Here is a 13,612-nt window from a genome sequence, read left to right on the forward strand (position 1 = left end):
GACAGTGCCTGAGACACGCTTGATTTCTACCTATGCGCCGATGGATTCCCTTTGTCCTGCTGATGCCGTTTCAGTTCATTTTCGGCCTGATCTACTCGTGGGGGACGATTTCCCCGGCCATCCATTTGCAGAGTGGCTGGCCACAGGCCACCCTTGATCTGGCCTTTTCGCTCACCCCGCTGGGCTTGCTGCCCGCCGTCATTCTGGCGGGGCGCGCGCTTCCGCGCCTGGCGCCGAAGACGCTGTTGGCGCTGGCACTGGCTTGCTTCACGGTGGGCGGGGGCATCGGCCTTCTGGCGGCCTGGCCCGTGGCGTTCATGCTGGGCTACAGCGCGCTGGCGCTAGGCGTCGGCGCGGGCTTGTCGACCGCCGCCTGCATCGCCATGGTCTCGCGCCTTTACCCGCAGCATCGCGGTTCTCTGGGAGGTGCGCTGCTTGCGCTTTACGGCATGTCGTCCGTGATCAGTGCGCCCTTGTTTGACGAGATCAACCGCCACATGGGCTGGCGGCCTTCACTTGCCGCTGTGCTGGGCGTGTATGCGACCGCCGGGTGGATCGCCTGGGCCTTTCTGCCTGCGGCGCCCGCAGCACCGGGCCGCCAAGCGGATCCCCTGCCGTTGACGGTTCTGCTGAGGCAGCGGCCCTTGCGCTGGGCACTGGTCATTGTTCTGTTGGTCACCCCGCTGGGGTCTGCCTCCTTTGCAACGATAGGGCATCTCACCCAGGCCCTGGGTGTCAGCGCAGCTCTGGGAGTGTTGGCTGTGCCTCTGATGGCCTTGGGCAACGGGTTGGGACGGCTTGGATTCGGCTTGCTGGCCGACTGGATTTCACCGCGCTTCAGTCGCACGGCAGCGCTGGGCCTCAACGCTCTTGCCGCGCTCTTGCTGCTGGGGGCGCTCCACGGCTTCGGCGCCTGGGTCTTTGCCCCCTACCCATTGCTGATGGGCCTGGCGTTCGGTGGCATGGCGGGCAAACTTCCGGCTTTGGCGGCTCATGTCGCCGACGGTCATGCGGAAGCGGCGTTCGGTCTGCTGTTCGGGGCCTTCGCGCTCGCCAGCTTCCTGGGCCCCTTGCTGAGTGCCGGCCTCGGCATGCATTGGGCGCTGCAGTGGCTTGCCTTCTCGGCTCTTGTGGCGATGGGGCTCGGTCTGGCAGCGGCGAAGTGACGAAGCGACAAGGTGAATCAGTGAATCAGTCAGGCAGCTTCTGCAGCAACCGCACATGCATGGGCCGGGTGAAAGACGCGCCTTCGGCCGAGACATGCGGATCGAAGGCGGCTTTGACGCGGTGTCGCAAATCGTCGGTGATCTGATGATCGGCGAAGCTGGGGTAGAGCATGCGTTGTTCGAAAGACTCCCAGTTGGGGAAGTGCGCCGGCATGTCGAAACGGCGCTCGGCGGTCTGCAGCCATGCGCCGGTCAGCAGGGCCTGGTCGAGTGCGGCCTGCGCCGCGGCGCGCACCGGGCCCTCGTCGTTGTAGAGCTTGACGATGTCGTTGAGCGCGCCGTCATACACCGGCTCTGAGACGTAGAGCCAGCCGCCCGGCTTGAGCACGCGCCAGGTTTGCGCGAGCGCGGCCTGCATGCCTGGCTGCGGTATGTGGTGCAGCGACTTGAGCATGAGCGCCAGATCGAAGCAGTCATCCTCGGCCGGAATGGCCGTGGCACTTTCCTGCACGAAGCGCAGCCGCGCCGCGAGCGTATCGGGCAGGCGCGCCAGGTTCTTGGCGTGCTGGACCGCATCGACTTCCAGCGCCAGCGCTTCGCAGGCCGGGCAGCGTTGCAGCAACTCGGCGAGCAACCTGGCATTGCCGCAACCCAGTTCGATGATCTTCAACCCGCTGCCGAGAGGCACCAGGTCGGTGAGGACGTCGAGTTCGTTGTGGATCATGGCTTGGCTTCGTTGGGGGGGCGAGATTTTAGGGATGAGGGTTGGCGTCCTCAGGCAGCGAAATCGTCCTCGTAGAACTCCAGATCGCCCCGTGTTCCCTGGACTCGCGTGGATTCGAGCTTGCGCAGCTCCACGCGGCGGATTTTGCCGGAGATGGTCTTGGGCAGGTCGAAGAACTCGATGCGGCGGATGCGCTTGTAGGGTGCGGCGCGCTGGCGCACGAAGGCCAGGATGTCGCGGGCGAGCTCGGCGCTGGGTTCGAAACCGGCCCGGCACGACACGAAGGCCTTGGGGATGGTCAGTCGCAGGGCGTCGGGGCAGGGCACCACGGCGGCCTCGGCCACGGCGGGGTGTTCGATCAGCAGGCTCTCCAGTTCGAAGGGGCTGATGCGGTAGTCGGACGACTTGAACACATCGTCGGTGCGGCCGACGAAGGTGTAGTAACCATCGGCATCGCGTTGCGCCACATCGCCGGTGTGATAAAGGCCGTCGTGCATGACCTGGGCGGTCTTCTCGGCGTCGCCCGCGTAGCCGACCAGCAGGCCGGTGGGGCGCGGCTCGGTCTCGACGCAGACTTCTCCCTCCTGGGCGTCCTTGCCGTCGAGATCGACCAGGCGGATGCCGTAACCCGGCATCGGGCGCCCCATGGCACCGGGTTTGAGCCGCTGGCCGGGGCTGTTACCGATGAGCGCGCAGGTCTCGGTCTGGCCGTAGCCGTCGCGGATGGTGATGCCCCAGGCGGCCCGCACGCGTTCGATCACTTCCGGGTTGAGGGGCTCACCTGCGCCCACCAGCTCGCGCAGCTTGACGTCATGGCGCTTGAGATCTTCCTGGATGAGCATGCGCCACACCGTGGGCGGGGCGCACAGCGTGGTCACGCCGCACCGCGCCAGGGTTGCCAGCGTGGCCTGCGCGTTGAACCGGCTCTGGTTGAAGGCGAAGATGGCGGCGCCGGCATTCCATGGCGCGAAGAAACTGCTCCAGGCATGCTTGGCCCAGCCGGGGGAGCTGATGTTCCAGTGCACATCGCCAGGTTGCAGGCCGATCCAGTACAGGGTGGCCAGCGTGCCCACGGGATAGCTTTGATGGGTGTGCAGCACCAGCTTCGGTCTGGACGTGGTGCCGGAGGTGAAATACAGCAGCAAGGGGTCGGCGGCGCGGGTGGGGGCCTCCGGTGTGAACTCGGCGGGGGCGGCCTCCGCGCGGTCCAGCGCAGTCCACCCGGCGGGGGGATGACCCGCGGCGAAGCGGCCCTTGACCTGAGACCAGATGGCCTGCGGCAGATCTTCGAACTTGGGGGCGTCGGCCGGCAGGCAGACGACGTGGCGCACCGCACCCCGAACGATGCGATCTTCGAGGTCGGTGGGCGTGAGCAGCGTGGTGGCGGGAATCATCACCGCGCCGAGCTTGATGCAGGCGAGCATGACGTCCCACAGCGCCACGCAGTTGGGCAGCATCAGCAGCACGCGGTCGCCGCGCGCCACGCCCTGCTCGCGTAGGAAATGCGCCATGCGGGCGGAGCGGCGGGCCATGTCGGCATAGCTGTGGCGGGCCTCGCGTCCGTCTTCTTCGACGATCCACAGGGCAAGGGCCTCGTTGCCCTCGGCCACGCGGTCGAAATAATCCAGCGCCCAGTTGAAGGCGTCGAGCGCTGGCCAGCGGAACTCGGCATAGGCGCGGGCGTAGTCGGTGCGATGGCGCAGCAGCAGGTCGCGCGCCTCCAGAAAGCCGGGGTGGGCGTTGGGCATGGTTGTCTCCGGATGTTGTTGTGGGCTGATCGTAGCCCGCGGGGCATTCCTGGCACAACGCATACAGCTCCGGAGGGGGCCGCCCGGCAGGTTTGCGGCAGCTTATTGATTCGTCACGTTGACGTTTGAACTGCCGCCCCGCCCCAACCCTCCCCACAAGTGGAGAGGGAGCAAGCGCTCCTCCCCCACGGCGTGGTGGAGGCTGGGAGGGGGAGGCCTTTGCATGGCGCGGTCTGCGCCTCGCCCTGTATCCGCCCAAATCCCCGGCGCGGGTGCACCAGTGGCGTTGACAGGGCCTAGTCCGCCATCGGTTCCAGGCTGCGCTCGCAGGGGAATTGCGTGACCTCCAGCCAGGGCTGTCCGGCAGGGGGCAGCTTCACGGCGGTGAGCGTGCCGCCCCACAGACAGCCGCTGTCCAGGCACAGGGCGTTGTGTGCCCAATGCAGGCCCAGGGTGGACCAGTGGCCGAAGGCGATGGGGGTCTGCGCTGTGTTGCGTTCAGGCAGAGCGAACCAGGGCTGGAGTTCCGCGCCAGCGCCGTTGGTGCTGGCCTGTTTGTGGTGGAAATCGAGCCGCCCGGTGTGCGGCCCTGCGGCCTGGAGGAAGCGGGCGCGGGTGAGGGTATTGACGACGATGCGAAGGCGGTCGAACCCCGCCAGACTCTCGCTCCATTCGTCGGGTTGGTTGCCGAACATGACGCGCAGGAAATCGACGTAATCGGGCGCGCGCAGCCGACGTTCCACTTCGGCGGCAAGCTGCAGGGTTTTGTCGGCCGTCCATTGCGGCAGCACGCCGGCGTGGACCAGCAGCCAGCCTTGCTCCATGAGCGCCAGCGGTCGGTGGCGCACCCAGTCGATCAAGGCGTCGCGCCGGGGCGATTGGAGGATGTCGTCGAGCGTGTCGCTGCGGTGCGCCTTGCGCACGCCATGCGCCACCGCGAGCAGATGCAGGTCGTGGTTGCCCAGCAGGCATTGCGCGCTGTCGCCCAGGGCCATCAGCCGCTCCATGCTCGCCAGCGACTGGGCACCGCGGTTGACCAGATCGCCCAGCACGATGAGCCGGTCGCGCGCCGGCTCGAAGTGCAGCGCGTCGAGCAGGGCGCTGAAAGCGTCGGCGCAGCCCTGCACATCGCCGATCAGGTAGGTCGCCAAAGCCTCTCCCTAGAATGCGTGGATCAAACACCTCATCCTACCGAGCAAGCGAACGCTTGCCGATCAGCGGAACTGCGTATGGCCCAAATCGACCCTGGCATTTTCAAGGCTTATGACATTCGCGGCATCGTCGGCAAAACGCTGACCGAAGACGCCTGCCGCCTGATCGGCCAGGCTTTCGCCACGCTGGCACGGCGGGGCGGCGAGACTGCGGTGAACATCAGTCGCGATGGCCGCCTGTCCGGCCCGTCGCTGGCGCAGGCGCTGGGCGACGGCCTGCGCGCCGGGGGCGTGGACGTGATCGACCTCGGCATGAATGCCACGCCCATGCTGTATTACGCCTGCGCCACCACGCCGGTGGTCAGCGGCATCCAGATCACCGGCAGCCACAATCCGCCCGAGTACAACGGCCTGAAGATGGTGCTCGGCGGCAATGCCCTGTTTGGCGAGCAGATCCAGGCGCTGCGCGAGTTGACGGTGAGCGAAGACTTCGCCACGGGCTCGGGCACGGTGCGCCAGACCCGCATCGTGGACGACTACATCGGCCGCATCGTCGGCGACGTGAGGCTGGCGCGCCCGATGAAGGTCGTGGTCGACGGCGGCAACGGGGTATCGGGCGCGTTCGCCCCGCGGCTGCTGCGCGAATTGGGGTGCACCGTCGAGGCATTGTTCTGCGAGGTCGACGGCACCTTCCCCAATCACCATCCCGACCCGGCCGATCCGCACAATCTCGAAGACCTGATCCGCACCGTGCGCGAGACCGGCGCCGAACTCGGTCTGGCTTTCGAAGGCGACGGCGACCGGCTGGGTGTGGTCACACCCAGCGGCGCCATCATCTGGCCCGACCGGCAGCTCATGCTCTACGCCGCCGAGGTGCTGGAGCGCAACCCCGGCGCGCCCATTCTTTACGACGTGAAATGCACCGCGCAGTTGCCGGCCTGGGTGCGCAGGCATGGCGGCGAGCCGGTGATGGGCCGTACCGGCCATTCCCTGGTCAAGGCGAAGATGAAGGAAATCGACGCCCCGCTGGCCGGTGAGATGAGCGGCCACATCTTTTTCAAGGATCGCTGGTACGGCTTCGACGACGCCCAGTATGGCGCCGCGCGGCTGCTCGAAATCCTCTCGCGCGTCGGCGATCCGGGCGCCGTGCTCGAGGGGTTGCCCGACTCGGTCTCCACGCCCGAGCTCAAGCTCGACACGCCCGAGGGCGCCAACTTCCTCCTCTGCGAGCGCCTGCAGCGCGAAGGCCGGTTCCCGGGCGCGTCGCAGATCAGCACCATCGACGGCGTGCGCGCCGACTATGCCGACGGCTTCGGCCTGGCGCGACCCTCCAACACCACGCCCTGTATCGTGCTGCGCTTTGAGGGCGTCGATGCGGCGGCACTGGCGCGGGTACAGGCCGAGTTCCGCGCGGCCCTGTTGGCGCTGGACCCGGCGCTGAAGCTGCCGTTCTGAGCGGGCCCTTCGCATCTTGCGCGTCCTGATCGTCAAGACCAGCTCGATGGGCGACGTGGTGCACGCCCTGCCGGTGGTGCACGACATCCTGAACGCCCATCCCGGAGCGCAGATCGACTGGCTGGTCGAGGAGGCCTACGCCGACATCGTGCGTGCCCATCCCGGCGTGAGCCGGGTCATCCCGCTGGCGCTGCGGCGCTGGCGCAAATCGTTCTGGCGTGCCGAAACCCGACAGGCGTGGCGCGCGTTCGTACAGGATTTGCGCCGCGACAGCTATGAGGCCGTGATCGATCTGCAGGGCCTGCTGAAAACAGCGTGGGTCGCGCGTCTGGCAAGAGGACCGCTCTCGGGCTGGAATGCGAAGGCGGCGCGTGAATCCGCCGCCGCGCTCTTTTATCGCCATCGATATCCTGGTGAGCCCATTCGAACCGTTGCGGCGGTGCAGCGTTATCGTCGGCTTGCTGCGGCGGTGCTGGGCTATGTGCCGCAGGGAAAACCGTCGTATGGCCTGCGGGCCGAGGCGACGTCGGCGCTCAAAATGCAGATCGGCGCCCCGTATGTGGTGGTGCTCACGGCAACGGCGCGTCCCGAAAAGCGCTGGGACGAAGCGCGGTGGATCGAGGTGGTCCAAGCCCTTGCGGCCACGTCCAGAACGGTGGTTCTTGCCTGGGGGAACCCCGCCGAGCGACAGGCGGCCCAACGCCTGGTCGCCCGTGCCGACTCCGCCGTGCAATCGCGCCTGGCGATTCAGCCCGAGTCCTGGAGTCTGGCGCAGTGGATGCCCATTCTGGCGGGGGCTGACGCCGTTGTCGGCGTGGACACCGGGCTGCTGTTTCTGGCTGCGGCGGTGGGTACGCCCTGTGTGGGCATCTATGTGGCGACTTCGCCAGTTCATGTGGGCATTCACGCCGAAGGGGCGCACCGCAATCTCGGCGACATCGGACGCCCTCCAGCGGCCTCGGAAGTGATCGACGCCTTGACCGCACTGATGCGCCCCGCATGAATGTTTCGCTGCGTCTGTACACCACGCTCTGGCGGCTGATCCTGCCTTTCGCGCTGCTGCGGCTGTGGTGGCGGGGTAGGGTTGAGCCGCTTTACCGCCAACATTGGGCGCAGCGTCTGGGCGGGTATTCCGGCGTGCCGTCGCCAGCGGGGCCGGACGACGGACCACGCATCTGGCTGCACGCCGTGTCGCTGGGCGAGACGCGTGCCGCGGCACCCCTGATCGCCGCCTTGCGCGAGCGCATGCCGCGCATGCGCCTGCTGCTCACGCACATGACGGCCACGGGCCGCGCTGCCGGTGCCGAACTGCTGCAGCCCGGCGATGTGCAGGTCTGGCTGCCCTACGACTTGCCGGGGCCGATGCGCCGGTTTCTGCGCCGGTACATGCCATGCGCGGCGGTGCTGATGGAAACCGAGGTCTGGCCGAATCTGGCCGAGCAATGCCGACGCGCGCAAGTGCCGGTGCTGCTGGCGAACGCGCGGCTGAGTGCGCGCAGTGCGCGCCGCTGGCAGCGCTGGCCCGCGCTGGCGAAACTGGCCTGGGGAGGTCTCAGCGCCGCTGCGCAGACGCCGGAGGATGCGCAGCGCATCCTCGCGCTGGGAGCGTCCCAGGCGCAGGTGCTGGGGAATCTGAAATTCGACATGCACCCGGAGCCCCGCCTGTTGCAACTCGGCGCCGAATGGAAGGCCGCCGCGGCGCGCCCGGTGCTTTTGCTGGCGTCCACGCGAGAGCAGGACGGGCAAAGTGAAGAAGACCTGTTGCTGCGCGCTTTGCCTGCGGCCTTGGCGCGAAGGGCGCTGCTGGTCTGGGTGCCGCGCCATCCGCAACGTTTCGATGCTGTGGCCAATTTGCTGGCGGAAAAGGGCTGGGCCGTGCGGCGTCGCAGCCACGGGGCGCCGACGGCCGACACCGCGGTGTGGCTGGGCGATTCGCTGGGTGAGATGGCGGCCTATTTCGCCATGGCCGATGCGGCCTTCATCGGCGGCAGTCTGCTTCCGCTGGGCGGGCAGAATCTGATCGAGGCCTGTGCCTGCGGATGCCCAGTGGTGCTGGGGCCTTCGCAATTCAACTTTGCCGCAGCCGCGCAAGGCGCACTCGACGCGGGGGCCGCACGTCAGGCGGCCGATGCGGTTCAGGTCTGGGCAGAGCTATCGCAGTGGCTCGATCGGCCCACCTCTCGGGAGGCAGCGGCTCGCGCGGCCTTGGCCTTTGCCACCGCCCACCAAGGCGCCGCAGAGCGCCAGGCCGATTGGATCGTGGCGAAACTCTCCGCGGCGGCGGATTCCGCCAATCAGTAAATCGGCACCGACGGGTCGATTTCGCGCGACCAGGCGGTCATGCCGCCGTTGAGGTTGTAGAGCTCGCCAAAACCGTTCTGCTCCAGGAAGCGGGCAATCATCATGCTGCGATTGCCGCTGCGGCAGATGACCACCAGCGGCTTGGCCGGATCGAGCTCATTCTGGCGCAGGGGCACGATGCTCATGGGAATATGCGTGACCGGGCAGTTGGGGTGCTTGATGGCGGCCATCTGGACCTCCCAGGGCTCGCGCACGTCGAGGAATTGCCAGTCGGTAATGGGGCCTGTGGCGGCTTCGACTTTGTCGGCCAGCTCGCGCACACTGAGTTGCTTGATCATCAGGGAGTCCTTTTTTGAGATTCAGAATTGGAAGCTCGACGGCTCGGGAAAATGCTCCAGCCGTGCGGCCACGGTGTCGAACAGATCGCGGGTGCGGAAGTCGGTTTCCGTCGCGCGGGTGACGATCTGCGCGCGCATCACCGGCTCGAAGCCAACGATGGCGGCCAGGCGCCCGCCGACCTTCAGCCGCTGCAGCAGGTCTTGGGGCATCTGCGCCACCGAGCCCGAGAGCATGATCACGTCGAACTCGGCGCGCTTGGTGTAGTGCGCACCGTCGGCCTGCTCCACCGTGACGTTGCCCATGCCGGCGCGCTGCAGGTTGGCGCGCGCCAGGGTGACCAGTTCTTCGTGAATTTCGAGCGTCTGCACGGCCGCTGCGCGATGGCCGAGCAGGGCTGCCATGAAGCCGCTGCCCGTGCCGACTTCGAGCACCCACTCATCCTTGCGCACGGCGAGCTCCTGAAGCAGCCGGGCTTCCATCTTGGGCGCGAGCATGTTCTGGCCGCAGGGCAGGGGGATTTCGGTATCCATGAAGGCCAGGCCGCGATAGGCGGCGGGCACAAAATCTTCGCGCCGCACACTGCCGAGCAGGTCGAGAATGCCGGCGTCCAGCACGTTCCAGGTGCGGATCTGCTGCTCGATCATGTTGAAGCGGGCTTGCTCGATGCTCATCGGGTCTCCATGGCGCAGGAACTGAGAAGGCGCTAGTTTAATTTGTGACGCTAATCGGCTGCTCGGCATGATGTCTGCGGCAGAGCAAATTTCGCGCCGTTCCGACGACGGGTTTCTGCAGGGGCGCAAACTCTCTCGTGATCGGGCTTCGTCAACGTCGCGTTCTTCAGGGTTTGCGGACAAAGGACCGCGGGGCTAAGACGGCAATATCCAAAAACAATTAGATGTTAGAAATGATTGATATAAATTATCAAACAGACCTTCCGTGCGGAGAACGCCATGTCCTATGCCTCGACCCTCGATCAGCGCACCGCGCAGGCGGCGCATCTTGCCTTGAGTGGTGCGCGGTACGGCGGCGGCTTGCGTCGCATGCTGCCCTTTCTCGGCCCGGCCGTGGTGGCATCGGTGGCCTATGTCGATCCGGGCAATTTCGCCACCAACATCCAGGCCGGTGCGCAGCATGGCTACACCTTGCTGTGGGTGGTGCTGTGGGCGAATCTGGCGGCCATTCTGGTGCAGGGCCTTTCGGCCAAGCTGGGCATTGCCACGGGGCGCAATCTTCCCGAACTGATCCGTGATCGTTTTCCGCGCAAGCTGGTGTGGTTTTACTGGGTGCAGGCGGAGATCGTGGCCATGATGACCGATCTGGCCGAATTTCTCGGCGCGGCGCTGGCGCTGAATCTGCTGTTCGGTCTGCCGATGGGCGTCTCGGTGCTGGCGGCGTTCGTCATCGTTATGGCCATTCTGATGCTGGAGCGCAAGGGCTTCAGACCTCTGGAGCTGGTGGTCGCCGCCCTGGTGGGGGTCATCGCCCTGGGTTATGGGCTGCAGCTGGCCATGAGTCACCCCGCGATCGTGCCCATCCTCAAGGGCACGCTCACGCCGGGTTTCGGCGGCAGCCCCGATGCGGTCTATCTGGCCGTGGGCATTCTCGGCGCCACGGTCATGCCGCACGTGATCTATCTGCATTCCAGCCTCACGCAGCGCCGCATCCAGGTGCCGGCCGAGCGCAAGGCGCTGCTCATGCGGTTTGCCTGGAAGGACGTGATGCTGGCCATGGGCCTGGCCGGGCTGATCAATATGGCCATGCTGGCCGTGGCCGCGGCCACCTTTCATCAACAGGGCCTCGCGGCCGATGACCTGAGCGAGGCCTACCGCACGCTCACGCCCCTACTTGGCGCGGGCGCGGCCACCGTCTTCGCCCTGGCGCTGCTGGCCAGCGGCATTTCCAGCAGCGTGGTGGGCACCATGGCCGGGCAGGTGGTGATGCAGGGACTGGTCGGTTTCACCGTGCCGCTCTGGGTGCGCCGTCTGGTCACCAGCCTGCCCGCCGTGATTGTGGTGGCGCTGGGCATCGATCCGACGCGCACCCTGGTGTTCTCGCAGGTGGTGCTGTCCTTCGGCATTCCTTTCGCGCTGGTGCCGCTGTTGCTGTTCACCTCCAGCCGAGACTTGATGGGAGATCTGGTCAACCGTCCCGGTCTGCGGCGGCTGGGGTGGATGGTCGCCATACTCATCGTGGGGCTGAACGTGCTTCTGCTGTGGAAATTGCTGTGACGGCCTGATCGGGCCCGGATTTTGCGGGGACTGACTTCAGGATTGCGGATAATCGCAACCTTTTGTCACAAGGCTCAGCATGGACGCGCATTCCGCCCTCGTGGTCGTCATCCTCGGACTGGTCGAGGGCATCACCGAATTTCTGCCGATTTCCTCCACGGGACACCTCATTCTCGCGGGCAGCCTGCTGGGCTGGGTGAGCGACAAGGCCAAGGTGTTCGAGATCGCGATTCAGAGCGGGGCCATCCTGGCCGTGATGTGGCATTACCGCGCGCGCATCGCCGAAGTGCTCACCGGGCTGGCGGCGGCCGAGCCCGCGCGGCGCGGCAAGGCCTGGCGCTTTGCCACCAACGTGCTCATCGGCTTCCTGCCTGCTGCCCTCCTGGGGCTGATTTTCGCCAGCGCCATCAAGCGCTGGCTGTTCGCGCCCGTTCCCGTCGCGCTGGCCTTCATCGTGGGGGCGCTGGTGATCTTCTGGGCGGAAGCCTGGCAGAAACGCTCCGCGCAGCATGTGCGCATTCACCATGTGGATGACATGGGCGCGATTGACGCGCTCAAGGTGGGGGTCGCGCAGGCGTTCGCGCTCATTCCCGGCACCAGCCGCTCGGGCGCCTCGATCATCGGCGGCATGTTGTTCGGCCTGAGCCGGGCCGCCGCCACCGAGTTTTCCTTCTTTCTCGCCATTCCCACCTTGCTGGCCGCCACGGTGTACGACCTCTACAAGCATCGAGCCCTGCTCAGCCTGAGCGATGTGCCCACTTTCGGCCTGGGCATGGCGGTGGCGTTCGTCTCGGCGCTGGTGGTGGTGCGCTGGCTGCTGCGCTATGTGGGTGGCCACAGCTTCGTGCCCTTCGCCTGGTACCGCCTGATCTTCGGCATCCTGGTACTTGTCACGGCGTGGGGCGGCTGGGTGAACTGGTCGGGGTGAGGGAGGTACCCCCCGAAAACCTCGCTGCGCTCGGTTCTCCCCCCAGGGGGCGAGTCACCCTTGGGGCGGCCCGGCGGGTGACTCAGTCACCCCGAAAACCTTGCTGCGCTTGGGGGCGGGTGTTTCAGCGAGCGGTGAACATCAGGTCCCAGACGCCGTGCCCGAGCTTGAGGCCGCGGCGCTCGAACTTGCTCACCGGGCGCCAGTCGGGGCGGGTGGCGTAGTCGGCGGCGGTGTTGGTCAGGCCGGGTTCGCCGCGCAAGACTTCCAGCATGTGCTCGGCGTAGGGCTGCCAGTCTGTGGCGCAATGCAAATAGCCGCCGGGGCGCAGTCGGCTGACGGCCAGATGCACGAATTCGGGCTGGATCAGGCGGCGTTTGTGATGCCGCTTTTTCGGCCAGGGATCGGGGAAGTAGATGTGCAGCCCGTCCAGGCTGCGCGGCGCGATCATCTGCCGCAACACCTGCACCGCGTCGAATTGCACGATGCGCAGATTGCCGAGTTGTGCCGCGTCGATGCGCTGCAGCAGCGCACCCACGCCGGGCGGGTGCACTTCCACGCCAATGAAGTCGGTCTCGGGGCGCGATGCGGCGATCTGCGCCGTGGCGTCCCCCATGCCGAAGCCGATTTCCAGCACGCGCGGCGCGTTGCGGTCGAACACAGCCGACCAATCGGGGGCGGTATCGGCGAAGGGCACGATCCAGCGTGGCCCCAAGGTGGCCAGCGCACGGGTCTGCGCCTCGGTGGTGCGGCCCGCGCGCAGCACAAAGCTGCGGATGCCGCGATGGCGCAGCGCCTCGGCGTCGTCTGCGTCTGGGGTGTGATCGGCCGTCATGGCGAAAAAAAACCGGCACGCGCCGGAGAGGATGAAAGGGACTGTGGCAATGGAGCGGGTGAAGGGAATCGAACCCTCGTATGCAGCTTGGGAAGCTGCCGTTCTGCCATTGAACTACACCCGCTATGCGACAAAGCCGAGCATTATAGGCAGGCCGGGGCGGGGCGCCGCTGCGGCGACAATGCGGGCATGGCCCGTCCCCTTCGTCCTGATTCCGCAGGTCTTGCGTCACCCTCGCCCATGCTCACGGGTCTGGCGCCCGAGGTGCCGCCAGACTGCCGCCTGCTGGTGCTTGGCAGCTTTCCCAGTGTGGCTTCGCTGCAGGCGCGGCAGTATTACGCCCACCCGAGAAACCAGTTCTGGCCCATCGTGGGCGATCTGTTCGGGCTGGATCTGATGTGCCTGCCCTACGCGGCTCGCATCGAGGCGGTCAGGCAGCGGGGTCTGGGCATTTGGGACGTTTACGCCCATTGCCGCCGCGAGGGCAGCCTGGACAGCGCCATCAACGCCGCGGTTCCCAACGACCTGCCGGGTCTTGTGGCGGGTCTGCCGACGCTTCGGCTCATGGCCCACAACGGCGGCGAATCCGCCCGCGCCATGCGGCTGACCCGCAGCCTGGGTCCCGAGGTGCGTCGTCTGCCTTCCACCAGCCCGGCCAACGCGAGCTGGAGTCTGGATCGCAAGCGCGCAGCCTGGCGCGAGGCTTTCGTCGCCGCTCAACTGATCAACGGATAGAA

13 protein-coding genes and 1 tRNA gene are annotated in these 13,612 nt (G+C 66.7%); 7 read left to right on the top strand and 7 right to left on the bottom strand.

Going from position 1 to position 13,612, the window contains the following annotated elements:
• The first annotated feature begins 62 nt into the window (after window positions 1-62).
• Window positions 63-1,166: an MFS transporter gene (locus tag BVH73_RS12675; protein WP_245800339.1), complete on the top strand. Its 1,104-nt coding sequence runs from the start codon at window positions 63-65 to the stop codon at window positions 1,164-1,166.
• A gap of 25 nt (window positions 1,167-1,191) precedes the next feature.
• On the opposite strand, the gene BVH73_RS12680 is transcribed toward BVH73_RS12675, so the two are convergent.
• The 3 genes from BVH73_RS12680 to BVH73_RS12690 all read right to left on the bottom strand — a co-directional run bounded on the left by BVH73_RS12680 (window position 1,192) and on the right by BVH73_RS12690 (window position 4,789).
• Window positions 1,192-1,890: a class I SAM-dependent methyltransferase gene (locus BVH73_RS12680; RefSeq protein ID WP_079419199.1), complete on the bottom strand. Its 699-nt coding sequence runs from the start codon at window positions 1,888-1,890 to the stop codon at window positions 1,192-1,194.
• Between the two features lie 50 nt (window positions 1,891-1,940).
• On the bottom strand, window positions 1,941-3,638 hold the full coding sequence (locus BVH73_RS12685; protein ID WP_079419201.1) for an AMP-binding protein: 1,698 nt from the start codon (window positions 3,636-3,638) through the stop codon (window positions 1,941-1,943).
• A gap of 296 nt (window positions 3,639-3,934) precedes the next feature.
• A complete protein-coding gene (locus BVH73_RS12690) occupies window positions 3,935-4,789 on the bottom strand; it encodes a symmetrical bis(5'-nucleosyl)-tetraphosphatase (protein ID WP_079419203.1) in 855 nt (284 codons plus the stop codon).
• A 78-nt stretch (window positions 4,790-4,867) separates the two neighbouring features.
• On the opposite strand from BVH73_RS12690, the gene BVH73_RS12695 reads away from it, so the two are divergent.
• From BVH73_RS12695 to BVH73_RS12705, 3 genes are read left to right on the top strand one after another with little or no spacing between them, the layout of a single operon-like run.
• Window positions 4,868-6,244, top strand: coding sequence for a phosphomannomutase/phosphoglucomutase (locus BVH73_RS12695; protein ID WP_079419205.1), 1,377 nt, complete (start codon window positions 4,868-4,870; stop codon window positions 6,242-6,244).
• Window positions 6,245-6,260: 16 nt separating this feature from the next.
• Window positions 6,261-7,247, top strand: coding sequence for a lipopolysaccharide heptosyltransferase I (waaC, locus tag BVH73_RS12700; protein ID WP_245800340.1), 987 nt, complete (start codon window positions 6,261-6,263; stop codon window positions 7,245-7,247).
• Window positions 7,244-8,545, top strand: coding sequence for a 3-deoxy-D-manno-octulosonic acid transferase (locus BVH73_RS12705; protein ID WP_079419207.1), 1,302 nt, complete (start codon window positions 7,244-7,246; stop codon window positions 8,543-8,545). The genes waaC and BVH73_RS12705 overlap by 4 nt, the downstream gene beginning before the upstream one ends.
• Here BVH73_RS12705 and BVH73_RS12710 read toward each other — a convergent pair.
• Both BVH73_RS12710 and BVH73_RS12715 read right to left on the bottom strand, forming a co-directional pair.
• The gene (locus BVH73_RS12710; protein ID WP_079419209.1) at window positions 8,539-8,883 is read right to left on the bottom strand and encodes a rhodanese-like domain-containing protein; all 345 of its coding nucleotides are present in this window, start codon (window positions 8,881-8,883) and stop codon (window positions 8,539-8,541) included. The genes BVH73_RS12705 and BVH73_RS12710 overlap by 7 nt on opposite strands.
• Window positions 8,884-8,904: 21 nt before the next feature.
• Window positions 8,905-9,555: a protein-L-isoaspartate O-methyltransferase family protein gene (locus tag BVH73_RS12715; protein WP_079419211.1), complete on the bottom strand. Its 651-nt coding sequence runs from the start codon at window positions 9,553-9,555 to the stop codon at window positions 8,905-8,907.
• A gap of 279 nt (window positions 9,556-9,834) precedes the next feature.
• Here BVH73_RS12715 and BVH73_RS12720 point away from each other — a divergent pair, with 279 nt between their 5' ends.
• Entirely contained in the window at window positions 9,835-11,112 is a 1,278-nt protein-coding gene (locus tag BVH73_RS12720) for an Nramp family divalent metal transporter (RefSeq protein WP_079419213.1), read from the top strand.
• 79 nt (window positions 11,113-11,191) lie between these two features.
• Entirely contained in the window at window positions 11,192-12,040 is an 849-nt protein-coding gene (locus BVH73_RS12725; RefSeq protein WP_079419215.1) for an undecaprenyl-diphosphate phosphatase, read from the top strand.
• Window positions 12,041-12,164: 124 nt separating this feature from the next.
• Here the strand turns inward: BVH73_RS12725 and trmB are convergent, their stop codons facing one another.
• Together trmB and BVH73_RS12735 are read right to left on the bottom strand one after the other, a co-directional pair.
• The gene (gene trmB / locus BVH73_RS12730) at window positions 12,165-12,875 is read right to left on the bottom strand and encodes a tRNA (guanosine(46)-N7)-methyltransferase TrmB (RefSeq protein WP_079419217.1); all 711 of its coding nucleotides are present in this window, start codon (window positions 12,873-12,875) and stop codon (window positions 12,165-12,167) included.
• Between the two features lie 50 nt (window positions 12,876-12,925).
• Window positions 12,926-12,999 (bottom strand) — tRNA-Gly (locus tag BVH73_RS12735).
• Between the two features lie 65 nt (window positions 13,000-13,064).
• Between BVH73_RS12735 and BVH73_RS12740 the strand changes: the two genes are divergently transcribed.
• Window positions 13,065-13,610, top strand: coding sequence for a DNA-deoxyinosine glycosylase (locus BVH73_RS12740; RefSeq protein WP_245800341.1), 546 nt, complete (start codon window positions 13,065-13,067; stop codon window positions 13,608-13,610).
• The last annotated feature ends 2 nt before the right edge of the window (window positions 13,611-13,612 follow it).

The organism is Thiomonas intermedia, assembly GCF_002028405.1.
In the GTDB taxonomy this organism is placed as follows: Bacteria; Pseudomonadota; Gammaproteobacteria; order Burkholderiales; family Burkholderiaceae_C; genus Thiomonas; species Thiomonas intermedia.